We start from the raw sequence: 26,630 nt of genomic DNA on the forward strand, positions 1-26,630 counted from the left end.
GACGCATGTTCATCTTCAATCCCGGGGATACCGCCGGTAACATCCGGCCCACCCTCGTCGGTAGGAGCTGCCATGCCACGGCGTACCCCACGTAACGCCCCAGACAGAGTGAGAACTCCCGACCGATTCCCCGGGTTCCTGAAGACGGCATCCATATGCGCCCTGATTGCCGGTCTTTTGTCGCCACTTTCCCAAGCCGCCACCGCGCCCGAGGCGGCGGCGGCCGAGGCCACGGCCGTCGACCACTGCGGGAACCAGTGCTCCGACATCCTGCCGCCGGGCCAGAACGGCAACGCCACCCTCGCCCAGATCCTCGCCAACCAGGCCTTCGGCACCCTGCCGGACCACGCCTCGGACCAGCTGGGCCCCTACGCCAACCTGGCCAAGGGCTACTCCGGCCTCACCAACGCGACGATCAACAACTTCTTCAACGACGCCTCGTTCGGCGTTCCGTCCGATCAAGTCGCCTCCACCGTCAAACCCGCCGGGCGCGGTGACGTGACGATCGTCCGAGACAAGAAGACGGGCGTACCGCACATCACCGGTACCACCAGATACGGCACGGAGTTCGGCGCCGGCTATGCGGCCGCCCAGGACCGGCTGTGGCTGATGGACGTCTTCCGGCACGTCGGACGCGGCCAGTTGACCTCGTTCGCCGGCGGCGCGGCTTCCAACCAGGGCCTTGAGCAGGAGTTCTACCGTCACGCGCCGTACACCGAGGCCGATCTGCAGGCCCAGATCGACAACGCCGTCGCCGCGGCCGGCGACCGGGGCAAGCAGGCCCTCGCCGACGTGAACGCCTACGTCGACGGCATCAACTCCTACATCGACGCCTCCGACAGCGGCCGTTACTTCCCCGGCGAGTACGTCCTGACCGGCCACAAGGACTCGGTCACCAACGCCGGCACGATCGAGCACTTCAAACCCACCGACCTGGTCGCACTGGCGTCCGTGATCGGCGCCCTGTTCGGCTCCGGAGGCGGCGGCGAGGTCAACAACGCCCTCTCCCTGCTGGCCGCCCAGGAGAAGTACGGCGTGGCCGAGGGCACCAAGCTCTGGGAGTCGTTCCGCGAACGCAACGACCCCGAGGCGGTCGTCACCGTCCACGACAAGAGCTTCCCGTATGCCACCAAGCCCGACGACCCGCAGGGCGAGGCCCTGCCCGACGCCGGCTCGGTGACCGAGGAGCAGCTCGTCCACGACCGTACGGGCAGCGCGGCCGGCTCCGCCGCGACGACCGCCTCCACCACGGCGGCCCGGACCGCCATGACCTCGGCCAAGCGGGGCATGTCCAACGCCCTCGTGGTGAGCGGCGAGCACACCGCGAGCGGCCACCCGGTCGCCGTCTTCGGCCCGCAGACCGGCTACTTCGCGCCCCAGCTGCTGCTGCTCCAGGAGATCCAGGGCCCGGGCATCAGCGCCCGCGGCGCCTCTTTCGCCGGCCTGAGCATGTACGTCGAACTCGGCCGCGGCCAGGACTACTCGTGGAGCGCGACGACCTCCGGCCAGGACATCATCGACACCTACGCCGTCGAGCTGTGCCAGGACGACTACCACTACCTGTACCGCGGCACCTGCACGGCGATGGAGAAGGTCGAGCAGAAGAACGCCTGGAAGCCGACGACCGCCGACGGGACCGCCGCGGGGTCGTACACGATGCGGGTCTGGCGCACGGAGTACGGACCCGTCACGCACCGCGCGACCGTCGGCGGCAAGAAGGTCGCCTACACCACCCTGCGCTCGTCCTTCATGCACGAGGCCGACTCGATCATCGGCTTCCAGATGCTGAACGACCCCGACTACGTGAAGGGCCCGGAGGACTTCCAGGAGGCGGTGCAGCACATCAACTACACCTTCAACTGGTTCTACGCCGACTCCGAGCACACCGCCTACTACAACAGCGGCGACAACCCGGTCCGGGCGACCGGCGTCGACGCGGAGTTCCCGGTGTGGGCGCAGTCGGCGTACGAGTGGCGGGGCTGGGACCCGGCGACGAACACGGCCCAGTACACCCCGCCGTCGGCCCACCCCAACTCCCTCGACCAGGACTACTACATCTCCTGGAACAACAAGCAGGCCAAGGACTACACGACCGCTCCCTGGGGCGACGGCTCGGTCCACCGCGGCAACCTGCTGGAGGACCGGGTGAAGAAGCTGGTCGCCGCGGGCGGCGTGACCCGGGCCTCGCTGGTGAAGGCCATGGCGGATGCGGGTCTGGCCGACCTCCGCGCCGAGGGCGTGCTCCCGGATCTGCTCAAGGTCGTGGGCAGCTCCACGGTGACCGACTCCACGGCCGCGGCGGCGGTGAGCAAGCTCCAGGCGTGGATCTCGGCGGGCGCCAAGCGCACCGAGACGTCGGCCGGCTCGAAGACGTACGCCCACGCCGACGCGATCCGCATCCTGGACGCGTGGTGGCCGCTGCTGGTGAAGGCCGAGTTCGAACCGGGCCTCGGCAGCGAGCTGTACGCCGCCATGACCAACAACCTGCCCATCGACGAGTCCCCGTCCGCCGCACACGGCCCGACCGGCTCGCACGCCGGCAGCTCCTTCCAGTACGGCTGGTGGAGCTATGTCGACAAGGACATCCGGGCCGTGCTCGGTGAGTCGGTGCAGGGCCCGCTCGACCGGAAGTACTGCGGCGGCGGCAGCCTCAGCGCCTGCCGGGACATCCTGATCAGCACCCTGAAGGAGGCGGCCGACAAGACCGCGGCCCAGGTCTACCCCGGCGACGACCAGTGCTCGGCGGGCGACCAGTGGTGCGCCGACTCGATCGTCCAGCGCACCCTGGGCGGCATCAAACACTCCAAGATCAGCTGGCAGAACCGGCCGACGTATCAGCAGGTCGTGGAGTTCACGTCACACAGGTGACGATCAGTGGTCGGCGGCGGGCCGGTCGATGCGGCCCGCCGCCACCACCACCTGCGCAAGCTCCCGGTGCACGATGTCGCTGTGCGCTCCCGCCGGCGGTCCGCCACGTCTGACCACGGACGCCGCGTCGATGTTCACGCAGCCCGCAGCGGGGAGCTCCGCCTTCAGCGCGTCGGCCAGCTTCGACGACCGCGTCCCCGGCACCGCCTGCACCCCGTCGTGCCCCATCGCACCCCACTTGTTCCCCAGCGTCCGGCCGATGTCCAACGCCGCGATCCCCCGCGCGTCCCCTGCCATGCGGGAGGCCAGCGGATACATCGTGGACAGGGCCGAGTCGTGCCGCGAGTAGCAGCAGACCAGCGGTCCGTCGATACGGTTGTGCTGGCCCTCCAACACCCCACCCGCCCGCGCGTCGTGCGGCAGCCGGGACGCGAACGCGTAGTGCGAGAAGGCACCTTGGAGCAGCGTCACGGACTTCACCGACCGCACGCCCTTCGGTAGCCCGCGCAGCGCGAACGACACCAGCCGCGCGCCGAAGCTGTGCCCGACGAGATGCACCCGCACCTCGGGCGAACGTGCCGCCAGCTGCCCGATCACCCGGCCGAGCCCGCGCTCACCGACCGTGCCCGCCCGCCGCTTCATGGCGTAGTACGTCGCCTGCCGCAGCAACTCGTGTGCTCCCTCCCACGGATTCGGCAACGAGAAGGCGGCCGCACCGTCCGGCGCTCCGTCCGGCGCCTCCAGATGCGTCAGCGCCTGCGCGAACTCCTCGCACACGGCGGCGGTGGACACCGAGAACATGTCCGGCGAGCTCTGCGGCACCCCCTCCGCCAGCGTGTCCGCCGCGAACAGCACCTGCGGCCCCGGCGGCACGACGTCCACCAGGATCCGCACCAGCCGCCCGAACTCCTCCAACTCGGCTTCCTCACGAGGCTGTTGGTCGAGCATCCGGGCGATCTGGTCGATCACGGTCGCCCGCCCCGGGAACGTCTCCAGCAGCGCGTGCCGCGTGTCCTTGTCGAGCACCGGGCGGCGAGGCATCTCCGCCGCCACGGCCCGCGGAAAGTCCGGGATCGGCTCGTCCGAGAACCGCATCGACGGCCAGACCACACCCACGTACCCGATCTTCGCCGCCGGGGCGAGCCGCGGGATCGGCGCGAAGAAGCGGCCGTAGAGCCGGGTCGCCCCCGAGCGGTCGTTGTTCCAGCCGTGCGCGAAGACGATCAGATCACGGACGTGGTGCCGCGCCACCCCGGCCAGCAGCCGGTCCCGCTTGCCTGCGTCCGGATCCCCGTCCGCGTCGAAGGTCAGCTCCCAGTAGGGATTCACGCTCATCGCCGGATTCGCCATCACAGGTCCCCTCGTCCCCCGTAGTGGTGCGACACGGGCGCATCGTCCTGCTACCGGGCGCGAATGGCCATACGTCGTCACTCGTCCGGGGCACATAAGTGGGGCGCTCATTTGTACAGCAGGTACTCCCCGCGCATCCGCCGGAACGCCGCGAGCTCCTGCTGCCAGCCCGCCACCACCTCGTCGGCGCTCGCGCCCGCGTCGATCATCGTGCGTACCCGTGTGGAACCGGTGAGCTTGTCGATCCAGTTGTCGGGGCGCCAACCGAAGCCGCCCCAGGCCTTCTTGGCGGTCACGAGCAGGGCGATCCCGGTGCGGACGGGGTCGTACGCGGCCCGGTCGTGCACATGGATCTGCACGCCGCCGATGGTCTTGCCCTGGAACTTCGAGAACGTGGGCGCGAAGTACGCCTCCCTGAAGTGCGCGCCGGGCAGGTCGAGTTCGCTCACGGCGGCCGCCCAGCGTCCGTCGATGCCCTCCGCGCCGAGCAGTTCGAACGGCCGTGTCGTCCCGCGGCCCTCCGACAGGTTCGTGCCCTCGAAGAGGCAGGTCCCCGAGTACACCAGCGCGGTGTCCGGGGTGGGCATGTTCGGGCTCGGCGGCACCCAGGGCAGGCCCCAGGCGTCGTAGAACTCTGACCGCCGCCAGCCCGTCATCCGTACGGCCTCCAGCGGCACCGGCGTGGTCAGGAACTCCCCGTTGAACAGCCGCGCCAGCTCCGCGACCGTCATACCGTGCGCCTGGGAGATGGGCTGGCGGCCGACGAAGGTGGCGAACTCCTTGTGCAGCACCGGGCCTTGGGCCGCTCGCCCGGTCACCGGGTTCGGGCGGTCGAGCACGACGAAGCGTTTGCCGGCGAGCTGGGCCGCCTCCATGCAGTCGTAGAGCGTCCAGATGTACGTGTAGAAGCGGGCGCCCACGTCCTGGATGTCGAAGACGATCGTGTCCACGCCGGACGCGGTGAAGATGTCGGCGAGGGGGCGGCCGCTCTTGAGGTACGTGTCGTAGACCGGGAGGCCGGTCGCGGGGTCGTCGTAGCGGCCCTCGGAGCCGCCTGCCTGGGCGGTGCCGCGGAAGCCGTGTTCGGGGCCGAAGACGGCCCCCAGGTTCACCCTGTCGTCGGCGTGCATGACGTCTACGATGTGGCGGGCGTCGCGGGTTACGCCCGTGGGGTTGGTGACGATGCCGACGCGCTGGCCGCTGAGCTGGGCGTAGGCGTCGGCGGTGAGGTTCTCGAAGCCTGTGCGTACGTGCCTGCGGCGCTCGGCACCGGAGGCCTCGGAGGCCGTCGTGAGTGAAGCTGCTGCCGTTGTCGCTGCGAGTAGGGCTCGTCTGGATAGGCGCATGGGGGGCACGGTATTGCTCCCGCAGGTTGTGGGGAAGGTGCCGGTGGTGTGGCTCGTCGCGTAATTATCCGCGTCCCCGAGGGCGTCGCAGTGCCTCTTCCTTGTGACATACCGACCGGTTAGTCTGTCCCCCCGCAGGAGAGCCGCAGTCGAAGGAGACCGATGGTGGAAGCCGTTCAGGGTGCCGGAGTCGTCGTTACCGGGGCTGGGGGTGGCATCGGCGCGGCCCTTGCCCGTCGCTTCGCCGCCGAGGGAGCTCGCGTCGTCGTCAACGATCTGGATGCCGGGAAGGCCCAGGCGGTCGCCGACGAGATCGGAGGCGTCGCGGTGCCGGGCGATGCCTCCGCGATCGTCTCCGAGGCCCGCGAGGCGCTCGACGGCACCGTCGACGTCTACTGCGCCAACGCCGGTGTCGCCTTCGAAGGCGAGGGCCCGGGTCAGCCTCTCGACGAGAAGGCCTGGACGGTGTCCTGGGACGTCAATGTCATGGCACACGTGCGTGCCGCCAACGAACTGCTCCCCAACTGGCTGGAGCGGGGCAGCGGCCGCTTCGTCTCCACCGTCTCCGCCGCCGGACTGCTCACCATGATCGGCGCCGCGCCCTACGCCGTCACCAAGCACGGTGCCTATGCCTTCGCCGAGTACCTGTCGCTGACGTACCGGCACCGTGGCCTGAAGGTGCACGCCATCTGCCCCCAGGGCGTGCGCACCGACATGCTCGCCGCCACCGGCAGCGCGGGCGACCTGGTGCTCCACCCGACCGCCATCGAGCCGGACGACGTCGCGGACGCCCTGTTCAAGGGCATGGCGGAGGATCGCTTCCTGATCCTGCCGCACCCCGAGGTCGCCGGATACTACGAGGCGCGGGCCGCCACGCCCGACCGCTGGCTGGCCGGCATGAACCACATCCAGCAGAAGTGGGAGGAGGCCAGGTGACCCAGTCCCGTTACGCGGCCAAGCCCTGGCTGGCCCTGCTCGGCGACGCCCAGCGCGCCCCGATCGACCCGGCCGACACCCTCGTGCACGCCCTGCGCCGGGTGGTCGCCGAGACCCCGGAGCGCACCTTCCTCGCCTACTTCGACGGCCGGCTGACCTACCGCGAGGTCGACGAGCTCAGCGACTCCGTCGCCGGGCACCTCGCCGCTCGCGGCCTGGAGCGCGGCGACCGGGTGGCGATCCTGCTGCAGAACTCCCCGCACTTCGTGCTCGCGCTGCTCGGCGCCTGGAAGGCGGGGGCGATCGTGGTGCCCGTCAACCCGATGTACAAGGCGGGGGAGGTCGGCCACGTCCTGCGGGACGGTGACGTGGCCGCGCTGATCTGTTCCGACCGGGCCTGGGAGTCGTATCTGCGCGAGACGGCGGCCGGGTCGCCGGTGCGGATCGCACTCACCGGCTGTGAGTTGGATTTCCAGACTCGCGACGACGCGCGCGTGCTGAGCTTCGAACGGCTGCCGCAGGCCGACGACGCCGAGGACCTCGCGGTCGTCGCACGCGCCGGGCACAAGGCGCCGGAGGGCCGTGACCTCGGTCCGTCCGACCTCGCGCTGATCAGCTACACGTCGGGCACCAGCGGCACCCCCAAGGGCGCCACCAACACGCACGGCAACATCATGTACAACGCCGAGCGGCAGCGGACCGGACTGGAACTGCCCGAGGCGCCCGTCTACTTCGCACTCGCGCCCCTGTTCCACATCACCGGGATGGTCTGCCAGCTCGGCGCCTGTCTCGACAGCGCGGGCACCCTCGTGCTGGCGTACCGCTTCGAGGCGGGTGTCGTGCTCGACGCCTTCGCCGAGCACGGGCCGCACTACACCGTCGGCCCGTCGACCGCGTTCATGGCGCTGGCCGCCCACCCGGCGGTCACCCGGGACCACTTCGCCTCCTTCCGGATGATCTCCTCCGGCGGCGCCCCACTGCCGCCCGCCCTGGTGGAGAAGTTCCGGGCGGGCCTCGGGCCGTACATCCGCAACGGCTACGGCCTCACCGAGTGCACCGCCCCCTGCGCCTCCGTCCCGCCCGGCCGGGAGGCCCCCGTGGACCCGGTCTCCGGCACGCTCGCCGTGGGGCTGCCGGGGCCCGAGACGGTCGTACGCATCGTCGACGACGCCGGCCAAGAGGTCCCCTTCGGCGAACAGGGCGAGATCCTCGTACGCGGCCCGCAGGTCGTGCCCGGCTACTGGCAGCGCCCCGACGCCACCGCCGAGACCTTCCCGGACGGCGAGCTGCGCACCGGCGACATCGGCTTCATGGACGCCGAGGGCTGGCTGTACGTCGTCGACCGCAAGAAGGACATGATCAACGCGTCCGGCTTCAAGGTGTGGCCGCGCGAGGTCGAGGACGTGCTCTACACCCACCCGGCGGTGCGCGAGGCGGCCGTCGTCGGGGTGCCCGACGGGTACCGCGGGGAGACCGTCAAGGCGTACATCAGCCTCCGTCCGGGTGCGGAAACGGACCCCGACGCACTCGCGGCGTACTGCAGGGAGAGACTGGCCGCCTACAAATATCCGCGGCAGGTGGAGATCCTGCCCGACTTGCCCAAGACGGCAAGTGGGAAGATCCTCCGTCGGGAACTTCGTTCCCGCGCGAACGACGGCTAGACAGCAAGACTGCTGGGCAGCAGGCAGACATCTCGGAAAGGCAGGTGGCGGCACAGTGGCCAGGACGACGGACGGTGACGGTACGCCCGTCCCGCAGCGGCTGCTCGCCGCCGCCACCCGGCTCTTCGCCGAGCAGGGCTACGACCGCACCTCGGTGCAGGAGATCGTCGAGGCGGCCGGCGTCACCAAGGGGGCGCTGTACCACTACTTCGGCTCCAAGGACGACCTCCTGCACGAGGTGTACGCGCGCGTGCTGCGCCTCCAGCAGGAGCGCCTGGACGCCTTCGCGCAGGCCGACGAGCCGGTGGAGAAGCGGCTGCGGGCCGCGGCGGCGGACGTCGTGGTGACGACCATCGACAACCTCGACGACGCGATGATCTTCTGGCGGTCCATGCACCACCTGAGCCCGGAGAAGAACAAGCAGGTGCGCGCCGAGCGCCGGCGCTACCACGAACGCTTCCGCGCGCTCGTCGAGGAGGGCCAGGAGACGGGCGTCTTCTCGAAGGCGACCCCCGCCGACCTGGTCGTCGACTACCACTTCGGGTCCGTCCACCATCTGTCGACCTGGTACCGGCCCGACGGCCCGATGAGCCCCCAGGAGGTCGCCGACCACCTGGCGGACCTGCTGCTGCGGGCGCTGCGACCCTAGGCGACCGAGGCTTCTTCCGCCCCCGCCGCCCCTACCCTTCCCATCCCCAGGGGCTCCGCCCCTTCGACCCCGTTCCCAGGGGGCTCCGCCCCCTGGACCCCCGCTCCTCAAACGCCGGACGGGCTGAGTACGTCAGCCCCTCCGGCGTTTGAGGACGAGGCCCGTTCAGGGCCGAAGCGGGGGTCCGGGGGCGGCAGCCCCCAGGGATGGGACGGGTAGGGGCGGCGGGGGCGAGAACCCCCCCCGCCGCCGACGGAGTCACAGGTACTTCTTCAACTCCCGCCGCGCCAGCGACCGCTGATGCACCTCGTCCGGCCCGTCGGCGATCATCAGCGTCCGCGCCCCGGCGTACAGCTCGGCCAACGGGAAGTCCTGGCTGACACCACCCGCGCCGTGCAACTGGATCGCCCGGTCGATGATGTCGACGACCGCACGCGGCGTGGCGATCTTGATGGCCTGGATCTCCGTGTGGGCACCTCGATTGCCGACGGTGTCCATCAGCCAGGCCGTCTTCAGCACCAGCAGCCGCAGCTGCTCGACCGTCACCCGCGCGTCGGCGATCCAGTTGTGCACCACGCCCTGCTGGGCCAGCGCCTTGCCGAAGGCCGTACGGGACGCGGCCCGGCGGCACATCAGCTCGATCGCCCGCTCCGCCATGCCGATCAGCCGCATGCAGTGGTGGATACGGCCCGGCCCGAGCCGCGCCTGGGCGATGGCGAATCCGCCGCCCTCCTCACCGATGAGGTTGGACACCGGTACGCGCGCGTGGTCGAAGATCACCTCGGCGTGGCCGCCGTGGTAGTGGTCCTCGTAGCCGAACACCTGCATGGCACGCTTGACCGTCACGCCCGGGGTGTCGCGCGGGACCAGGACCATCGACTGCTGACGGCGGATGTCGTCGCCGTCCGGGTCCGTCTTGCCCATCACGATGAAGATCTTGCAGTCCGGGTTCATCGCCCCGGAGATGTACCACTTGCGGCCGGTGATGACGTACTCGTCGCCGTCCCGCTCGATGTACGTGGTGATGTTGGTGGCGTCGGACGAGGCCACCTCCGGCTCGGTCATCGCGAACGCCGAGCGGATCTCACCGGCCAGCAGCGGCTCCAGCCACTGCTTCCTCTGCTGCTCGTCGCCGAACTGCGACAGCACCTCCATGTTCCCGGTGTCCGGCGCCGCGCAGTTCAGCGCGGTGGGCGCGAGCTGCGGGGAGCGGCCGGTGATCTCGGCGAGCGGGGCGTACTGGAGGTTGGTCAGCCCGGCACCGTACTCGGCGTCGGGGAGGAAGAGGTTCCACAGGCCCTGGCGGCGTGCCTCGGCCTTCAGCTCCTCGACCACGTCAGGGGTGTCCCAGGGGGAGGCCAGCGCGGCCCGCTGCTCCTCCGCCACGGCCTCGGCCGGATAGACGTGCTCGTCCATGAAGGCCAGCAGCTTGCCGCGCAGCTCCTCGGTACGTGCGTCGAACGCGAAGTCCATATGCCGTCAGCCTTCCTGAAGAGTGGTCAGACCGTGCTCGATGAAGACGGGAACCAGGTCGCCGATGCGGTCGAAGCCGCGGCCGACCGTCTGGCCCAGCGTGTAGCGGTAGTGGATGCCCTCCAGGATCACGGCGAGCTTGAACCAGGCGAACGCCGTGTACCAGGAGACCGCGGAGACATCGCGTCCCGAGCGCGCGGCGTACCGCTCGATCAGCTCACCGGGCGAGGGATGTCCGGGAGCCTCGGCGGTCGTGGAGACCGGGGAGTCCGCCATGCCCAGCGGCATGCTGTACATCACCAGCAGGCCCAGGTCGGTCAGCGGATCGCCGAGCGTGGACATCTCCCAGTCCAGGATCGCCTTGATCCGGTCGTCGTCACCGATGAGCACGTTGTCGAGCCGGTAGTCGCCGTGCACGACGGCCGGGGCGGGGGAGGCGGGCAGCCGCCGTCCGAGGGTGGCGTGCAGCTCGTCGATGCCGGCCAGGTCGCGGTTGCGGGAGGCGTCCAACTGCTTGCCCCAGCGGCGCAGTTGCCGGTCCAGGAAACCCTCGGGGCGGCCGAAGTCCGCGAGCCCGGCCTCCGCCGGATCCACCGCGTGCAGCTCGACGAGCGTGTCCACCAGGGACAGCACCGCGCCCCGGGTGCGCTCAGGGCCGAGCGGGGCCAGCTGGTCGGCGGTGCGGTACGGGGTGCCCTCGACGAACTCCATGACGTAGAACGGCGCCCCGAGCACCTCCTCGTCCTCGCACAGCAGCACCGGCCGCGGCACCGGCACGTTCGTCGGATACAGCCCGCTGATGACCCGGTGCTCGCGCTTCATGTCGTGCGCGGTGGCGAGGACATGGCCGAGCGGGGGGCGTCGTACGACCCACTTCGAGGTGCCGTCGGAGACCGCGTAGGTGAGGTTCGACCGTCCGCCTTCGATCAGCCGGCCGGTCAGCGGACCCTGCGCCAGACCGGGCCGCTCGCGCTCGAGCAGGCCGCGCAGCCGGTCGAGATCGAGACCGGGCGGATGGTCGGGGCTCATACATCGCTCCTGAAGGCAGGTGAACGGGACTGGACTCATGATGCCGACCAGTCGGTATGTAGTCCAGTGCGGGAGCCGAACGTGATCGGGGCCACGATAGGCCGACAGCTCCCCGCGCGGTGCGCCGGGGAGCTGTCGGTGGTGTTTTCTCGGCCAGTACGGCTTTCGTGGGCGTTCGGTGGGCTCAGTGGTCGTCCCAGTGGCCCTCGTGGGCGGCGTGCCGGTGGCCGTCGTGCACGTAGTCGACGTGGTCGCCGTGCAGGACGCTCTCGTGTCCGCAGTCGGCGCCGTGCTGGTGGCTGTGGCTCTCGTGCGCGACGTGCCCGTCCTTCTCGCACTCATCCCAGTGGCCGCTGTGCTCGCGATGGAGGTGGCCGTCGTGCGCGTAGTCGGTGTGGTCGCCGTGCGGCACCGCGGCGTGTCCGCAGTCGGGGCCGTGGGCGTGCGTGTGGGAGGGGTGTTCCACATGAAGGGTGGTCATGCTGCTCGCCTTCGGAGGTGCGGGTTGTGACGACGGACAGGCTGCCACGCGAACGGCGCATATCAGGTCATTCGGGCTTGCGTGGCGTCCTGTGACCACAGAGGGTCGAACCCATGAAGGGCATCAGCTACACACGCTACGGCGGCCCCGAGGTGCTCGCATACGGAGAGGTGCGCGACCCGAAGGTCGGCCCCGACTCGGTGCTGGTCAAGGTGCGGGCGGCGGCGGTCAACCCGGTCGACTGGAAGTGCCGCGAGGGCTATATGGACCGGATGCTCGAGCCGGCCTTCCCGGTGGTCCCGGGGTGGGACGTGTCGGGTGTCGTGGTCCAACCGGGCGTGTCCGTCGCGGAGTTCGGCGTCGGCGACGAGGTCATCGGCTACGTACGCGAGGACCTCCTCTCCCGCGGGACCTTCGCCGAGTACGTCGCGGCGCCGCTCCGCACCCTCGCGCGCAAGCCCCGCAACCTCACCTGGGAGGAGGCCGCCGGTCTGCCCCTGGTGGGGCTGACGGCGTATCAGGTGCTGATCAAGGTGCTCCAGGTCAGGCGAGGCGAGACCGTCCTCGTGCACGCCGCGGCCGGCGGGGTGGGCTCCATCGCCGTCCAGCTCGCCCGCCATCTGGGCGCCCGGGTCATCGGTACGGCGAGCGGGCACAACCACGACTTCGTACGCGGCCTCGGCGGCGAGCCGGTCGAGTACGGCGACGGCCTGACCGAACGGGTGCGAGGGCTCGCGCCCGAAGGCGTGGACGCGGCCTTCGACACGGTCGGCGGCGACGCGCTGAAGGCCTCGGCCAACCTCCTGGCCCCGGAAGGCCGCCTGGTGTCGATCGCCGACCCGGACGTCTTCGACTACGGCGGCCGCTACTACTTCGTCCGCCCCGACGCGGAGGACCTGCTGCGGCTGTCCGAGCTGGCGGAGGAGGGGGTGGTGTCCGTGCATGTCTCACAGACGTTCCCGCTGGAGCGGGCGGCGGACGCGCACCGGCTCAGCCAGGAGGGCCGCACGCGCGGCAAGATCGTGATGACGGTGGACTGGGAGACGGAGGAGGCGGCGGCGCCGGAGAGGCTGTGGCAGGCGGCGGACTAGGTGTGCTGTCCGGGGCCTCCAGAGGGTGCCGGGTCAGAGGACGAGGGCGGCGCCGCACACGGCCAGGGCCACGGTCAACAGGACCGTGGCCGCGGCATGCCGGGGCGCGAGTGCCGCCGGTTCGGCCGACGAGGCCAGGACGCGGATGCGGCGGTGGGCGAGAGCCAGGAAGCCCAGCCACAGCCCGAAACACAGGGCGCAGACGACGACGCCGACCACCGAGAGCCGGCCGTGCAGCGCGGTCTTCGCGGCGAGTACGGCGGCCACGGTGCCGGCCAGCGTCGTACGGCGCCACGCCAGGCGCGTCCGCTCGGGTTGCAGCCCCGGATCCCGCACCGGCTCCGCTCCCGCCACGGTGGTCACCCTTCCCACCCCACGAGCACGACGACGACCATCGCGACGGCCACGACCGCGACCACGATGCCCAGCAACGCCGGGAACCGGGACACCGGCAGGTCCTCGCCCCGGCGCATCGCCCGCTCGCAGCGCACCCAGTGATTGACCGCGCGCAACGAACACAACACGCCCGCCGCGAGCAGTGCCAGCGCCAGCCCGACGCGCCAGCCCCAGCGCAGGTCCGGCAGGAACTGGTCCACGGCGAAGCCGCCGCCGATGAGCGCGAGCGCGGTACGCAACCAGGCCAGGAAGGTGCGCTCGTTCGCCAGCGAGAACCGGTAGTCGGGGGTGCCGCCCTCCTGCCGGATCTGCTGCGGCGCGAACCACAGCCGGACGTTTCGTACGAACTCGATCACATGCACGACCCTATCCGGGCGGCTGCGAGGGGGCGTTGTCAGTGCCGCCCGCTACGGTTCGGGGCATGGAAGTTCCCACGTCACTGGCCGGGTACGCGATGCCCGGACACGGCATCGCCCCCGCCGAGCAGCTGCTCGGGACGCCCGGGTTCTGGCCCGCGTTCTACGCCCCGGTCCGGGACGAGTTCGTGGCGGATCCGGAGGTCTTCGGCGCCGACTCGGCCGACGTCGACGAGGCAGCCGAGGCGCTCTACGGGGCGGAGCAGATCTGGCCGGCGTTCCGCATACCCATGGCGGGCGGGCATGTGCTGTGGATCGTCCACCGGAACTTCCCGGACGACTCGGGCACGGACTTTCTGATCGCCCACCCCGACTGGGACCGGCACGCCTGCCTGGCCTCGCTCGACGGCCACTACAGCGGCCCGGGACTGTCCTGGCCGGAGCTGGTCGCTGTGGCCGAGTCCGCCCCGGCCGACGCGGCGGGGGTCGTGGATTCCGGGCTGCGGCTGCTCCTGCTGCTGCCCGCCTTCGGCGACGCGGAGGTGCCCGAGGCGGAGGCGGTGGCTCGGATATCCGGTGCGCTCAGGGCGGTGGGGGTGGCCGAGGACGCCGCGCCCGACGTGGCGGAGCGGCTCCTGGACCACCAGTTCTGGGACGGGCCCACCTGGGCGGTACGGGGCCGCAGCCCGCTCAGCGGGACCACGGCCGAGCCCGGCAGCCCGTTGGCGCTGTGCGACGGGCAGTACAGTCCGCGCACCGTGCCGCCCGGCCTGGGCCTCACCGCCGACCAGGAGCGGGCTCTTGCCGACGCGCTCGCGGGCGGTCCGCGGGTGGATCAGCCGGCCGCCGCCCGGTAGGCCCTGAGTCGCTCGTACGCCGCCAGCCCGTCCGGCACCCACACCCACTCGGTCAGCCGCCGCTCGACCTCGGCCTCCGGCAGGAAGTCGTGCCAGGCGACCTCCTCCGCCTGCGGGCTCACCGGCAGCTCGCAGCGCACCTCGTACACCGCCGACCACCAGGTCTGTCCGGCGCCGTCGTCGTAGAGGAACTTGAAGAGGTACGAGGGACGCGGCAGGCCGCTCACGCCGAGTTCCTCCTCGGCCTCGCGCAGAGCGGCGTCCTCGTAGGACTCGCCCGCGCCGACCACTCCGCCGACGAACATGTCGTACCGCGACGGGAACACCAGCTTCGTCGGGGTGCGGCGATGCACGAACAGGCGGCCCTGCGCGTCCCGGGCCTCGATGAAGACACAGCGGTGGCGCAGCCCCTTGGCGTAGGCCTCGCCGCGCGGCGACTGCCCCACGACCCGGTCCTGCTCGTCGACGATGTCGAGGATCTCGTCAGCAGTGCTCATGGGGGCCATCCAACCAGGGCGGCACCCGTGCGGTCAGGTCGTCGCCACCGCCGCGGCCCGCGTCGGCCGGACCGCCCCGCTCGGCATCGCGGAATGCGTCCCGAGGAGGATGATGCCCACCACGATCCCGGCGAGCCCCGCGGCCTCCCACGCCAGTGCTCCCGCGTCGGTGCGCAGCCGGTCGCCGAGGAAGCCGACGCCGCAGGCGATGCCGGCCAGCGGCTGGGCCGCGGTCAGGGCGGGCAGGGACATGCGCAGGGACGCCGTCTCGAAGGCGCTCTGGACGAGGATCAGGCCGGTGAGGCCGAGCGCCACCACGGCGTACGGCTGCCAGCCGGTCAGGACCTCCGCCATGCCGCCCTCGGCGAAACGCTGGCCGGTCACGCGGGTCAGGGCGTCCTGGACGCCGTACAGCAGGCCGGCGGCCGTCGCCAGCAGCGCCGGACCCGCGCTGAGCCGCGAGCGCTTGGCGTATGTCGTGAGCAGCAGGGCAACTCCGATCATGACGCCGATGATCAGCCAGTGCCGGAGCGGGTCGCTGGTCGCCGTCCCGCCGTGTGGCTGTCCGGCGACGATGAACGCCGTCACGCCGCCCGCGAGCAGGGCGAGGCCCGCCCAGCCCTGGCGGCCCAGTGACTGCTTGGTCTGGCGGCGCGAGAGCATGAGCGCGAACAGCAGGTTCGTCGCCAGCAGTGGCTCCACCAGGGAGATCTTGCCCTGACCCAGTGCCATCGCGCCCAGTGCCATGCCGACCACCATGAGCCCGATACCGCCGAGCCAGCGCGGCACCTTCATCAGGTCGAGCAGGATCCGGGGGAGAGGAAGTCGCTCAGTGGCGCCTTCTGGGCCGCGTTCTGCTGCAGTACGAAGCCGAAGCCCAGGCAGCATGCGGCGCTCACGGCGAGTATCAGAATCTGAAGCGACACGCTGCGAACCTCGAATCCTGCCGGGCGGACGGGGCGCGTAAGGGCCGACTGTAGCGGCCCCAGAGCCCGGCATGCGCGTCCCGCAATCCTGCGATGCCGACGGGCAGCGACGCCATGACGTACGCCACACGCTCCGAACAAATCGGGCATTGCGGGCGACGGTCGAGTCACAACTACCCCATCAGTCACGCGAGTTGACGCGTGTAACGCGGCAGCGGCCCTTGACGCGAACCGTTGGCTGCGGATTTGCTGTGAGTGATCGGATGATGACTGTCCACATTCTCCCCCCAACAGAACCCAAAACGGTGCCCCCACCTCCGCCACCCCTCGGCCGCGGCCGAAAGCGCGCAGCCCACGCCTTCGACGCGGCCCTCGACGACGCCGAGCTCGCCGCGGCCCGCACCGCACTGGCCCAGGGCAGGTGGCAGACGGCCCGCTCGCTGCTCGCCCGGACCGGCGACGACTGGGACTGCAGAGGCCACCGCGTCACCGTCCTCGCCCAGGAGCCGTACTGCGCCCCCTGGACCCGCGACTGGCTGCTCGCCGAACCCGACTCCGCCGACGCCGCCGTCCTGCTCGCCCTCGCCCTGGTACGGCGGGCCTTACGCGGCAAGGAGAAACCGGTCCGTGCCCGCGAGTCCTGCCACAGCGCCGCCGCGCTCGCGCCCGCCGACCCCACTCCCTGGCTGGGGTTGCTCATGCTGGAGTGCTCCCTCGGCGCCGAGGAGGAGGTGCACCGCCTCTTCGCCGAGGTCCGCGCCCGGTATGCCGACCACCACCACGCCCACCACCTGATGGTCGCCCGCCTCGCCGAGCGCCGCCCCGGCGTCGGTCCCGACCCCTTCCACGAGGTCTACGACTTCGCCGGCGCCGCCGCCGAGCAGGCCCCCGCCGACTCCCCGCTCGCCATCCTCCCGGTCATCGCCCACACCGAGCGCTACCGCGTCCTCGCCGCGGCGGGACACGAGCCCCGCGACACGGCCGCCTCCGGGCACTGGACCGGCCGTCGGGCCCGGCAGGTGATGCGGGCCGCCTTCGACTGGTGGCTGGAGTGGGAACAGGAGGGTCACCCGCGTCGCCTCGTCGACCTGAACTTCCTTGCCCACGCCAAGGTCTGCGAGGGCCGGAGCGCTGAGGCGGCCGCCCTGTTCCACCGCATCGGTGAGCACGTCACGCCGTCGCCCTGGTCGTACCCGGACCGCGATCCGTATCCCGCCTTCCGTGCCGCACGGGCCACCGCGCTCGGTACGACGTGACGGTGCCGGCCCGACGTGGCAGGAGGGGCGCGACGCGACGGCGCCGTCCCGACGCGACGGCATCGACTCGACGTGACGGTCCCGTCCCGACGTGACGGGAGCGACGCGACGACGCCGACCCGACGTAACAGGAGCGACGCGACGACGCCGACCCGACGTAACAGGAGCGACGTGACGGCACCGACCCGACGTGACGGCACCGTCGCAACGCCCCAGCCCCGACCCGACCCCCACCCCCGACTCGACCCAACCCAACCCAACCCGACCCGACCCGACGAAGGACGGTCTCTCAATGACGACGGGCAGTTCCAGCACGAGCAGAGCCACCGCGGACGGCGGCGGCATCAGTACGTTCAAGGGGCAGGACCGCGCCCTGCGCGCCGACCGGCTGGGCACCACGGGCCTGCTGCTGTCCGTGCTCGCCGCGACGGCGCCCCTCATGGTGGTCGCAGGTGTCATGCCCACGACCTTCGGCGTGATGGGTGTGCTCGGCCAGCCGCTGCTCTTCGTGATCCTCGGCCTCGTCCTCGCCCTCTTCAGCGTCGGGTACGCCGAGATGAGCCGGCACGTCCACAACGCCGGTGCCTTCTACGCGTACATCTCCCGCGGCCTCGGCGGCACGGCCGGCGCCGGCGCCGCGATGGTCGCGCTCGTCTCCTACAACGCCCTCCAGGTCGGCATCTACGGCATCTTCGGCTTCGAGGTCTCCGGGCTGTTCGCCACCTACCTGGACACCGAGGTCGCCTGGTGGATACCGGCGCTCCTGGCCGTGCTCCTCGTCGGCGCTCTCGGCTGGCTGAAGATCGACCTCAACGCGCGCGTGCTCGGCGTTCTGCTGATCATCGAGGTCGCCCTGGTCGTCATCTTCGACGTCGCCGCGCTCGCCGACCCCGGGAAGGAGGGGCTGTCGCTGCACGCCTTCAACCCGGACACGCTCACCGGCGCGGGCATCGGCACCGCCCTGTGCTTCTGCGTCGCCGCCTTCCTCGGCTTCGAGCAGGCCCCCGTCTACGCCGAGGAGACCAGTCGCCCGCACATTCTCGTGCCCCGTGTGATGTTCCTGGCCATCGGCGGCATCGCCGTCTTCTACACGATCAGCTGCTGGGCGTACACCGTCGCCACCGGTCCCTCGGCGATCGTCGGCACCGCGCAGGAGCAGAGCGCCGGGCTGCTGTTCTTCCTCACCGAGGACCTGCTCGGGCCCGGCTTCACCGACGTCCTGCACGTGCTGTTCGTGACCGGCATGTTCGCGGCGATGCTCAGCTTCCACAACGTCGTCGCGCGCTACGCCTTCGCCATGGGCCGCGAGGGCCTGCTGCCCGCCGCCTTCGGCCGCACCAGCGGCGCGAGCGGCGCCCCCGGGACGGGTTCGCTGCTGCAGACCGTGATCTCGCTCGTGGTCGTCGCCGTGTTCGCGTTCACCGACGACAAGCCGGCCGGCGACCCGACGGCACCGGTCCTGCACCTGTTCACCTGGATGGGCAGCCTCGGCGCGCTGGGCGTCGCCGCGCTGATGGCCGCCGCCTCGGCCTCGGTCGTCGTCTTCTTCGTCCGCCGTGGCGCCGTCGCCGCCCAGTTCTGGCGACTGGCCGCCTCCGCGCTCGCCGTTCTCGCGCTGGCCTTCATCGTCGTCTACACCGTCAAGGACTTCGACGTCCTGATCGGGGCCGGCCCGGGCTCGTCCCTGAGCTGGGCTCTTCCCGCGGTCATCGCCCTCGCCCTGGCCGTGGGCCTGATCCAGGGCCTGCTCCTGCGCTCCCGCGCCCCCGAGAAGCACGCCCGCATCGGACTCGGCAACGAGGCGTTCCAGCTGGAGAAGGCCGCCCGCGGCGACTGATGAGAGCCGGGTGAGAGGTGGTTACGGAAATCTGACGGGCACCCGCGATCCCTGGTCCAGCGGGGGGACGCGGGTGTTCGATGAGCAGGTGAACTACGAACCACCCGAAGAGCCGCGGGGCAAACCGATGGGCCGCCGCGTCCTCCTCGGCACCCTGGCCCTGGGCGCCCTCGGCGTGGCCACCGCGCCGACCCTGCAACGCGGCATGGAGTCCTTCCTGGCGAGCGCCTCCGACAAGGACCCCACCGGCCTGACCGACCTGCTCCCCAACGGCGGCGGCTTCCGCTACTACTCGGTCGCCTCCTCCGTACCCCGCAAGAACGCCACCACCTACCGCCTCACGGTCGACGGCCTGGTCGACCACCCCCGGACCTACACGCTCGCCGACCTGCGCGCCCTGCCGCAGACCCGGATGGTGCGCGACGTCCAGTGCGTCACCGGCTGGCGGGTACCCGAGACACCGTTCGAAGGTGTGCGCCTGTCCCGGCTGCTCGACGCCGCGGGAGTGCGCGAGGGGGCCGGGGCGGTGCGCTTCACCTGCTTCGACGGCACCTACACCGAGAGCCTCACCCTCGACCAGGCCCGCCGCGCGGACGTCCTGGTCGCCCTGCGCATGCAGGACAAGGACCTGGGCCACAGCCACGGCGGCCCGGTCCGTCTCTATGTGGCCCCCATGTACTTCTACAAGTCCGCCAAGTGGCTCTCCGGCATCACCGTCACCAAGGACGTGCGGCCCGGCTACTGGGAGGAACGGGGTTACGACGTCGACGCCTGGGTCGGCCGCTCGAACGGACGCGACGATGAGCCTACGACTTGACGCACCCCGCCGGACCACCGACGTCCGGCGCTTCACCAGGGCCGAACGCTGGATGCACCGTACGACGGCCGCGCTGATGGGCGTGTGCGTGGTGACGGCGGCCTGTCTGTACGTTCCGCAGCTCGCCGAACTCGTCGGGCGCCGCGAGCTGGTGGTCCGCATCCACGAGTGGGCCGGCCTCGCCCTGCCCGTTCCGGTACTGGCCGGCCTCGCCTCCCGCGCCTTCCGCGCCGACCTCGGCCTCCTCAACCGCTTCGGCTCCCACGACCGCCTGTGGCTGCGCGCCGCGCTCCGCCGTGACAAGCGGGCCGCGTCCCGTCCTGCGGGCAAGTTCAACGCCGGGCAGAAGATCTATGCGGCCTGGATCGCGGGGGCGACGCTGGTGATGCTCGGCACCGGTCTGATGATGTGGTTCACCCACCTCACGCCCCTGGTGTGGCGCACCAGCGCGACGTTCGTCCATGACTGGCTGGCCCTGACCATCGGCATCGTCCTCGCCGGGCACATTGGCATGGCGCTAGCGGATCCGGAGGCCCGCAGGGGTATGCGGACCGGCAGGGTGAACCGGGAGTGGGCCGAGCGGGAGCACTCCCTGTGGCGGCCTTGAGGCGGTGACGGTCGGGGGCGATCCGGTCAGGAACTCCGCCGGATCGCCGGTGGACAGCACCACCGCACCGAGCGGCGACACCGGACCGACAGTTGTCCCAGTCCCCATGTCCGGCTCCGGGACCACTTCGGGAGCGGCGACGCTGAAGGCCGCCGGCAGGCGTACCTCGGTTCCGGCATACCGGACCGCCACCTCGACGGAGCCCGGCTCCAGCACCGGTACGACGACGGACAGCACCAGCCGATCGCCCGACTCGGACCTCAGCACGGGAACCCCGGGCACCCGCTGCCCACCGACGCTCACGCTCACGTTCGACAGCAGTTCGGCATGATCCATGTACGTGTCTGCCAGCTCGATCCCGATCGCCTCGCCGGGCCGCGCCTCGCCGTCGCCGCCCGTGTCCACCCCGGCGATCCGATAACCGCAGGCCCCGGGCGTGCCGCTCGCCGCGGGCTTCAACCGCACGACGGCGCCGGGATGCCGACGGTGGAAGTCGAGCAGAGAGCCCAGGACGGTGTACGCGGCACGGCCCTTGCAGGTGTCGGCCTTGTCCGCCAGGGCGGCATGGTCCCGGGCCGCCTGCTCCCAGTCGCCGCCCTGGCCCTGCACGGCGAGGCAGGCGGTGGCCAGCCCGCGCAGCAGCGTCCACTCCGCGTCGGCCGGCGTCTCGGGGATCACACGCAGCGCGGCCCGGCACTCGCTGGGGGAGTGGAGCAGGTCGTACACGCTCGCCGGGTCCGGTGTGCCGTCGACGTCCGGTGAGTCGGGGCCGGGCGGGAGCCAGGCGGGGACTTCGAGGAGCTTTTTGCTCATGGAGGGGCTGGGGGAGGAGGGGCTCGGACGCTCACTCACCGTTTCGCCCCGGGACGCGCCGGGCGTGCTCGTGACCGCGGGTACGCCGAAGTGGCCGTCCGGCGACTGCCGTACCGGAGGAGGAGAGCCGCTCGGCGGACCGGTCGGCAGCTTCCGCGTGCCGTCGGAGGGGCCGGCGGTGACGATCGTGCCCCTGCCGTCCGCCGTGAATCCCCCATCACTCGTGAAGGCCGCGGCGGCAACCGCCACCGCCCCTACGACGAGCAGCCCCGAGATACGCATCCCGAGGGAAACCGCCATGACGCCCCCCGAAGTTCCCGCCCCCGAACACTGTGGCAGCCATCAGGGGTCACCTCATCATCGGGCCGAAAGTGCCCCCGCGGAAGCCGCTTCATGTGATCGTCGGCGCGAGTTCAGATGCCGAGCAGCGCGGAAGGTCAGCCCCCGAAGTCCAGCAGCACCTTGCACGACCGACTCCGGTCCGCCGCGAGCGCGAACGCCGACTCGGCCTCCCGCACCGGCACCACCGAGCTGATCAGGCCGTCGAACGAGGCCTCGGCGGCGAGCAGTTCCAGTGCCTCGTCGAACTCCCCGTCGAAGCGGAACGCCCCCCGCAGCTCGATCTCCCGGCTCACGACGAGGTTCCCCGCGAACGGACTCAGCCCCGGCGGCAGCATCCCGAGCTGCACCACGACACCCCCGCGCCGCACCAGCCGCAGACACGTGTCCAGCCCCGCGACGACCCCTGACGCCTCGATCGCGACGTCCACCTCGGCAGGCCACCCGGCATCGTCCGGGTCATCGGCCCGTACGAGGCTGTCGGCGCCGGCGATCCGCGCGTACTCCAAAGCCGTCGGCAGCAGGTCCGTCACCGTCACGTGCGTGGCCCCGGCCGCCTTGGCCGCCGCGACCACCAGACACCCGATGGGCCCGGCACCGGTGACGAGGACATGCCTCCCGGCCACCTCTCCGGCCCGCCGCACCGCGTGCAGCGCGACCGACAGCGGCTCGGCGAGCGCCGCCCGCCGCAGGTCGAGCCCGGCCGGGAGGGGCCTCAACTGGTCTGCGGGGACGACGACTTGGGCGGCGAACCCGCCCTGCACATGCGGGAAGCGCGCCGCGCTGCCGAGGTAGCGGGTGTCCCGGCAGACGTTGCGCCGCCCGTCCGCGCACTCGGGGCAGACCGAGCAGGGAGTGGCCGGGTGGACCGCGACGGCCGTACCGGCGACCGGACCCGATGCCCCGTCGCCGTACGACAGGACCGTCCCGACCACCTCGTGCCCGAGCACCATCGGCTCCTCGAGGCGGAAGTCGCCGACCCCGCCGTGCCGCCAGTAGTGCAGGTCGGAGCCGCAGACCCCGCCGTACCGAACGGCGACGAGGGCCTGCCCGGGGCCGGGCTCCGGCGACGGCAGCTCCTCCACCCGCAGGTCACCCGCACCATGGATCACACAACCGAGCATCCCCGCGGCCTCCTTCACAGCACGCTCGTCATGCCGCCGTCGACATACAGCACCTGCCCGCTGACGAAGTCCGCCGCAGGAGAGGCGAGGAACAGCACCCCGCCCACCAGGTCCTCCGTACGCCCCCAGCGCCCGGCCGGGGTGCGTCGCCGCACCCACGCGCTGAACTCCTCGTCCTCGACGAGAGGTTGGGTGAGCTCGGTCTCGATGTAACCGGGACCCAGGCCGTTGACCTGGACGCCGTGCGGGCCCCAGTCCGCGCACATGCCCTTGGTGAGCATCTTCAGCGCGCCCTTGGTGGCGGCGTAGGGGGCGATGCCGGGGCGGACGACCTCGCTCTGCAGCGAGCAGATGTTGATGATCTTTCCGTGGCCGCGTTCCGTCATCCGCCGGGCGGCCTCCCGGCCGACCAGGAACGCGCTGGTGAGGTTGGTGTTCAGGATCCGGTGCCAGTCGGAGTCCGTGAACTCCAGCAAGGGCGCGCGCAGTTGCATGCCCGCGTTGTTGACCAGGATGTCGAGCGGGCCCACCCGCTCCTCCACATCCGCGATCCCGGCGGCCACCGACGGACCGTCGGTCACGTCGAACACGGCCGTGCGGACGTCGCCGGGCAGCTCCCCGGCGGCCTTGGCGAGGCGTTCGCCGTCCCGCCCGTTGAGGACCACCGTGCAGCCAGCCTCCGCCAGGCCGCGGGCGAGCGCGAGGCCGATGCCCCGGCTGGAGCCGGTGACCAGGGCCTTGCGGCCGCCGATGTCGAAGAGGGGGTGAGCCGTCATCGTCGTACCCCTAAATGATCAGTGAGAGCAGGAGGACCACACCACCGGCGACCACCGAGATGATCGTCTCCATGACGGACCAGGTCTTGATGGTCTGCCCGACGTTCAGGCCGAAGTACTCCTTCACCAGCCAGAATCCGGCGTCGTTCACATGGCTGAAGAAGAGCGAGCCGGCACCGATGGCCAGGACCAGCAGGGCCGCGTGCGTGGTCGACATGTCGGCGGCCAGCGGGGCGACAAGCCCGGCTGCCGAGACCGTCGCCACCGTCGCCGAACCCGTCGCGAGACGGATGGCCACCGCGATCAGCCAGGCCAGCAGCAGCGCCGGGATCGACCAGTCCTCGGAGATGTCCAGGACCATCTGCCCCACACCGGTGTCGATCAGGGTCTGCTTGAAGCCGCCGCCCGCGCCGACGATGAGCAGGATGCCCGCGATGGGCGCGAGGCCCTTCTCGACCAGCGGCGAGATGCGCTCCTTGCCGAACCCGGCGGGCGCGAGCAGCGTGACGATGCCCAGGAGTACGGCGGCGAGCAGCGCGATCATCGGGGAGCCGATGACGTCGAAGACGCGCTGGACGGTGTTGGCCGGGTCGTCGATCACGATGTCGACCAGTGCCTTGGAGAGCATCAGGACGACCGGGAGGAGGATCGTGATCAGCGTGGGCCCGAAGCCGGGGAGCCTGCGCTTGCTCACTTCACCGGATTCACCGGTTTCCTCGGAGGGACGCTGAGGGATCATCCGGTCGGGGGCCGGGACATCCACCCAACGGGCCGCGTACCGCGAGAACAGCGGACCGGCGATGATCACCGTCGGTATGGCGACGAGGACGCCGAGCGCCAGTGTGACACCGAGGTCGGCGCCGACCGCGTCGATCGCGACCAGCGGGCCGGGGTGCGGCGGGACCAGGCCGTGCATCACGGACAGACCGGCCAGGGCGGGGATGCCGATGCGCATCAGCGAGTAGTTGCCGCGCTTGGCGACCATCAGCACGACCGGGATCAGCAGCACGACGCCGACCTCGAAGAACAACGGCAGACCGATGACGGAGGCGATCAGCACCATCGCCCACGGCATGGAGCGCCTGCCCGCCTTGGCGAGGATCGTGTCGACGATCTGGTCGGCGCCGCCGGAGTCGGCGAGCATCTTGCCGAGGATCGCGCCGAGGGCGATCAGCACGCCCACGCCGGCGACCGTGGTGCCGAGGCCGGTGGTGAAGCTGGCGATGGCCTTGTCGAGCGGCGCCCCGGCGATCGCGCCGAGCACGAGCGTTCCGAGGGTCAGCGACAGGAACGCGTGGAGCTTGAACTTGGTGATGAGCAGGACGATGACGGCGATACCCGCCAGGACGGCGATGCCCAGCTGAGCGTGGCCGGCCGAGGTGAGGGGCTCGACGGTGTCCGCTGCCAGCATCTCGACGCTGAGTCTGGTCACGGGGTTCCCTTGCAGGTACGGGGATGGGGGACGCGTGGGGGGTGTCACCGGCGCTTGCCGGTGGGCGCTACCGGCGTTCACCGGTGGGGTGCTACCGCTGTTGCCGGTGTCAGTCGGGAAGTTCGCTCAGCGCCTTCGAGGCCCGCTCGGTGATCTCCTCCGGGCTCCCGGCCACGTCCACGGCGACTCCGGCCTCGTCGGCCTGGAGCGGCTGGAGCGTGGCGAACTGGGAGTCGAGCAGCGCGGTTGGCATGAAGTGCCCCTGCCGATGCGCCATCCGGTCCTCGATGACCTCCCGGTCGCCCGTGAGGTGCACGAACGCCACCCCGGGCGCGGCGGCCCTGAGCCGGTCACGGTACGACCGCTTCAGCGCCGAGCAGCTGACCACCCCGCCGAGCCCGGCCCGCCCGTGCGCCCAGGCGCCGATGGCGTCCAGCCACGGCCACCTGTCCGCGTCGTCGAGCGGGGTACCGGCCGACATCTTGGCGATGTTGGCCTGCGGGTGGAAGTCGTCTCCCTCGGCGTACGGGACGCCGAGCCGGGCGGCGAGCAGGGGACCGATGGTGGTCTTGCCCGTGCCGGCGACGCCCATCACCACGACGACGTGGGGGGTACGCATCACTGCCTCGCTGTCTTCTTCGACATCCGACGCCGACATCCGACGTCGGCCACACTGAAACCCATTAGGTACGACGAATTCAAGACCCTGTGGCAAATAAGTCTGACTTTTTGATCGCGTGATCTGCCCCGTACGCTGAGTGCATGAGCACACCGGGCCGGGGGCTGCACGGCCATGTACTGGAAACCCTCGGCCCCGCGATCGCCGCGGGCGAGTACCCGCCGGGCAGTGTCCTGCGCACGGACGAGCTGGCCCAGCGCTTCGACGTGTCGCGCTCGGTGATGCGGGAGGCGGTCCGCGTCCTGGAGTCCATGCACCTGGTGGAGTCCCGCCGCCGCGTCGGCGTCACGGTCCGTCCCAAGGCCGAGTGGAACGTCTACGACCCGCAGGTCATCCGCTGGCGCCTGGCCGGCGCCGACCGCCCCCAGCAGCTGCGCTCACTCACCGTCCTGCGCTCGGCCATCGAACCGGTCGCGGCAGGCCTGGCCGCCAAGTACGCCACCGCCGACCAGTGCGCCGAACTCACCGAATGCGCCCTCGGCATGGTCGCCCACTCCCGCGGCCACCAGCTGGAGGGCTACCTCATCCACGACGTCGCCTTCCACCGCGTCATCCTCAACGCCTCCGGCAACGAGATGTTCGCCCGCCTGGGCGACGTGGTCGCCGAGGTCCTCGCGGGCCGCACCCACCACGAGGTCATGTTCGAGGACCCCGACCCGGCCGCGGTCACCCTGCACGTCCAGGTCGCGGAGGCGGTCCGCGCGGGCGACGCGGCCAGGGCGGAACACCTGACCCGCGAGATCACGGTCGGCGCCCTCCAGGAGCTGGACATCCTCGCCCCATGAGCGAATCGGGCCGACGGGCGGACATCGACCGCGTCATCGAGCCGCTGAACGCGAACATGCCCAAGGCGGGCGGCTTCGGCTTCGAGGCGATCCGGCGGCTGGGGAACCCGGTGCCGCTCCTGGTGCGGAACAACGGCGACGAGCAGCCGCAGTTGTGGCTGGAGCCCGCCGGGCAGGACTACTGGCTCGACCCTGGGCCGACGTCCTGGTTCGCGACGGTCACCGACCACTAGGGGAACGAGGCCGTTC

At 71.1% G+C, this 26,630-nt stretch carries 25 protein-coding genes and 1 pseudogene; 12 read left to right on the top strand and 14 right to left on the bottom strand.

Annotated features, from left to right (window positions below; translation table 11 throughout):
* Window positions 1–72 precede the first annotated feature (72 nt).
* Window positions 73–2,868 (top strand): penicillin acylase family protein, encoded by a 2,796-nt coding sequence (locus QQM39_RS36505; protein WP_302001861.1) that lies wholly within the window; start codon window positions 73–75, stop codon window positions 2,866–2,868.
* A gap of 3 nt (window positions 2,869–2,871) precedes the next feature.
* On the opposite strand, the gene QQM39_RS36510 is transcribed toward QQM39_RS36505, so the two are convergent.
* The gene (locus QQM39_RS36510; RefSeq protein WP_302001862.1) at window positions 2,872–4,218 is read right to left on the bottom strand and encodes a serine-threonine protein kinase; all 1,347 of its coding nucleotides are present in this window, start codon (window positions 4,216–4,218) and stop codon (window positions 2,872–2,874) included.
* A gap of 107 nt (window positions 4,219–4,325) precedes the next feature.
* Window positions 4,326–5,564: a DUF1343 domain-containing protein gene (locus QQM39_RS36515; protein WP_302001863.1), complete on the bottom strand. Its 1,239-nt coding sequence runs from the start codon at window positions 5,562–5,564 to the stop codon at window positions 4,326–4,328.
* Between the two features lie 162 nt (window positions 5,565–5,726).
* Here QQM39_RS36515 and QQM39_RS36520 point away from each other — a divergent pair, with 162 nt between their 5' ends.
* Genes QQM39_RS36520 through QQM39_RS36530 form a run of 3 tightly spaced genes read left to right on the top strand, consistent with a single transcriptional unit; the run spans window position 5,727 to window position 8,810 of the window.
* The gene (locus tag QQM39_RS36520; RefSeq protein ID WP_302001864.1) at window positions 5,727–6,500 is read left to right on the top strand and encodes an SDR family oxidoreductase; all 774 of its coding nucleotides are present in this window, start codon (window positions 5,727–5,729) and stop codon (window positions 6,498–6,500) included.
* A complete protein-coding gene (locus QQM39_RS36525) occupies window positions 6,497–8,161 on the top strand; it encodes a class I adenylate-forming enzyme family protein (protein WP_302001866.1) in 1,665 nt (554 codons plus the stop codon). The genes QQM39_RS36520 and QQM39_RS36525 overlap by 4 nt, the downstream gene beginning before the upstream one ends.
* A gap of 55 nt (window positions 8,162–8,216) precedes the next feature.
* Window positions 8,217–8,810, top strand: a complete 594-nt coding sequence (locus QQM39_RS36530) for a TetR/AcrR family transcriptional regulator (RefSeq protein WP_302001867.1) — start codon at window positions 8,217–8,219, stop codon at window positions 8,808–8,810.
* 258 nt (window positions 8,811–9,068) lie between these two features.
* On the opposite strand, the gene QQM39_RS36535 is transcribed toward QQM39_RS36530, so the two are convergent.
* From QQM39_RS36535 to QQM39_RS36545, 3 genes are all read right to left on the bottom strand, one after another.
* Entirely contained in the window at window positions 9,069–10,283 is a 1,215-nt protein-coding gene (locus tag QQM39_RS36535) for an acyl-CoA dehydrogenase family protein (protein ID WP_302001868.1), read from the bottom strand.
* Window positions 10,284–10,289: 6 nt separating this feature from the next.
* On the bottom strand, window positions 10,290–11,312 hold the full coding sequence (locus tag QQM39_RS36540) for a phosphotransferase family protein (RefSeq protein WP_302001869.1): 1,023 nt from the start codon (window positions 11,310–11,312) through the stop codon (window positions 10,290–10,292).
* Window positions 11,313–11,496: 184 nt separating this feature from the next.
* On the bottom strand, window positions 11,497–11,793 hold the full coding sequence (locus QQM39_RS36545; protein ID WP_302001871.1) for a hypothetical protein: 297 nt from the start codon (window positions 11,791–11,793) through the stop codon (window positions 11,497–11,499).
* A 113-nt stretch (window positions 11,794–11,906) separates the two neighbouring features.
* Here QQM39_RS36545 and QQM39_RS36550 point away from each other — a divergent pair, with 113 nt between their 5' ends.
* Entirely contained in the window at window positions 11,907–12,884 is a 978-nt protein-coding gene (locus QQM39_RS36550) for an NADP-dependent oxidoreductase (protein WP_302001872.1), read from the top strand.
* A gap of 33 nt (window positions 12,885–12,917) precedes the next feature.
* Here QQM39_RS36550 and QQM39_RS36555 read toward each other — a convergent pair whose 3' ends face one another.
* Window positions 12,918–13,247 carry a DUF202 domain-containing protein gene (locus tag QQM39_RS36555; RefSeq protein WP_302001873.1) on the bottom strand — a complete coding sequence of 110 codons (330 nt, stop codon included), beginning with the start codon at window positions 13,245–13,247 and terminating at the stop codon, window positions 12,918–12,920.
* Window positions 13,244–13,636, bottom strand: coding sequence for a YidH family protein (locus QQM39_RS36560; RefSeq protein WP_302001874.1), 393 nt, complete (start codon window positions 13,634–13,636; stop codon window positions 13,244–13,246). The genes QQM39_RS36555 and QQM39_RS36560 overlap by 4 nt, the downstream gene beginning before the upstream one ends.
* A gap of 65 nt (window positions 13,637–13,701) precedes the next feature.
* On the opposite strand from QQM39_RS36560, the gene QQM39_RS36565 reads away from it, so the two are divergent.
* Window positions 13,702–14,493: a hypothetical protein gene (locus QQM39_RS36565; protein WP_302001875.1), complete on the top strand. Its 792-nt coding sequence runs from the start codon at window positions 13,702–13,704 to the stop codon at window positions 14,491–14,493.
* Here QQM39_RS36565 and QQM39_RS36570 read toward each other — a convergent pair.
* Window positions 14,472–14,990 (bottom strand): NUDIX hydrolase, encoded by a 519-nt coding sequence (locus tag QQM39_RS36570; protein WP_302001876.1) that lies wholly within the window; start codon window positions 14,988–14,990, stop codon window positions 14,472–14,474. The genes QQM39_RS36565 and QQM39_RS36570 overlap by 22 nt on opposite strands.
* Window positions 14,991–15,023: 33 nt before the next feature.
* Window positions 15,024–15,916 (bottom strand): annotated as a pseudogene (locus QQM39_RS36575) (DMT family transporter).
* A 305-nt stretch (window positions 15,917–16,221) separates the two neighbouring features.
* Between QQM39_RS36575 and QQM39_RS36580 the strand changes: the two are divergent.
* The 4 genes from QQM39_RS36580 (at window position 16,222) to QQM39_RS36595 (ending at window position 20,433) form a co-directional block, all read left to right on the top strand.
* Window positions 16,222–17,172 carry a hypothetical protein gene (locus QQM39_RS36580; protein ID WP_302001878.1) on the top strand — a complete coding sequence of 317 codons (951 nt, stop codon included), beginning with the start codon at window positions 16,222–16,224 and terminating at the stop codon, window positions 17,170–17,172.
* Window positions 17,173–17,464: 292 nt separating this feature from the next.
* A complete protein-coding gene (locus tag QQM39_RS36585; protein WP_302001879.1) occupies window positions 17,465–19,009 on the top strand; it encodes an APC family permease in 1,545 nt (514 codons plus the stop codon).
* A gap of 88 nt (window positions 19,010–19,097) precedes the next feature.
* Window positions 19,098–19,826, top strand: a complete 729-nt coding sequence (locus QQM39_RS36590) for a molybdopterin-dependent oxidoreductase (protein WP_302001880.1) — start codon at window positions 19,098–19,100, stop codon at window positions 19,824–19,826.
* On the top strand, window positions 19,810–20,433 hold the full coding sequence (locus tag QQM39_RS36595) for a cytochrome b/b6 domain-containing protein (protein ID WP_302001881.1): 624 nt from the start codon (window positions 19,810–19,812) through the stop codon (window positions 20,431–20,433). The genes QQM39_RS36590 and QQM39_RS36595 overlap by 17 nt, the downstream gene beginning before the upstream one ends.
* Here the strand turns inward: QQM39_RS36595 and QQM39_RS36600 are convergent.
* From QQM39_RS36600 to QQM39_RS36620, 5 genes are all read right to left on the bottom strand, one after another.
* Window positions 20,344–21,546 carry a hypothetical protein gene (locus tag QQM39_RS36600; protein WP_302001882.1) on the bottom strand — a complete coding sequence of 401 codons (1,203 nt, stop codon included), beginning with the start codon at window positions 21,544–21,546 and terminating at the stop codon, window positions 20,344–20,346. The two genes, QQM39_RS36595 and QQM39_RS36600, sit on opposite strands and share 90 nt — an antisense overlap.
* A gap of 137 nt (window positions 21,547–21,683) precedes the next feature.
* Window positions 21,684–22,709, bottom strand: a complete 1,026-nt coding sequence (locus QQM39_RS36605; protein WP_302001883.1) for an L-idonate 5-dehydrogenase — start codon at window positions 22,707–22,709, stop codon at window positions 21,684–21,686.
* Between the two features lie 14 nt (window positions 22,710–22,723).
* The gene (locus tag QQM39_RS36610; RefSeq protein ID WP_302001884.1) at window positions 22,724–23,485 is read right to left on the bottom strand and encodes an SDR family oxidoreductase; all 762 of its coding nucleotides are present in this window, start codon (window positions 23,483–23,485) and stop codon (window positions 22,724–22,726) included.
* 10 nt (window positions 23,486–23,495) lie between these two features.
* Window positions 23,496–24,917 (bottom strand): GntP family permease, encoded by a 1,422-nt coding sequence (locus tag QQM39_RS36615; RefSeq protein ID WP_302001885.1) that lies wholly within the window; start codon window positions 24,915–24,917, stop codon window positions 23,496–23,498.
* 109 nt (window positions 24,918–25,026) lie between these two features.
* Window positions 25,027–25,536 (bottom strand): gluconokinase, encoded by a 510-nt coding sequence (locus QQM39_RS36620; protein ID WP_302001886.1) that lies wholly within the window; start codon window positions 25,534–25,536, stop codon window positions 25,027–25,029.
* Window positions 25,537–25,679: 143 nt separating this feature from the next.
* Here QQM39_RS36620 and QQM39_RS36625 point away from each other — a divergent pair, with 143 nt between their 5' ends.
* Window positions 25,680–26,381: a FadR/GntR family transcriptional regulator gene (locus QQM39_RS36625; protein ID WP_302001887.1), complete on the top strand. Its 702-nt coding sequence runs from the start codon at window positions 25,680–25,682 to the stop codon at window positions 26,379–26,381.
* Window positions 26,378–26,614: a hypothetical protein gene (locus QQM39_RS36630; protein ID WP_302001888.1), complete on the top strand. Its 237-nt coding sequence runs from the start codon at window positions 26,378–26,380 to the stop codon at window positions 26,612–26,614. Before QQM39_RS36625 ends, QQM39_RS36630 begins: the two co-directional genes overlap by 4 nt.
* Window positions 26,615–26,630 lie beyond the last annotated feature (16 nt).

The sequence above is a fragment of the Streptomyces sp. DT2A-34 genome (assembly GCF_030499515.1).
Lineage (GTDB): Bacteria > Actinomycetota > Actinomycetes > Streptomycetales > Streptomycetaceae > Streptomyces.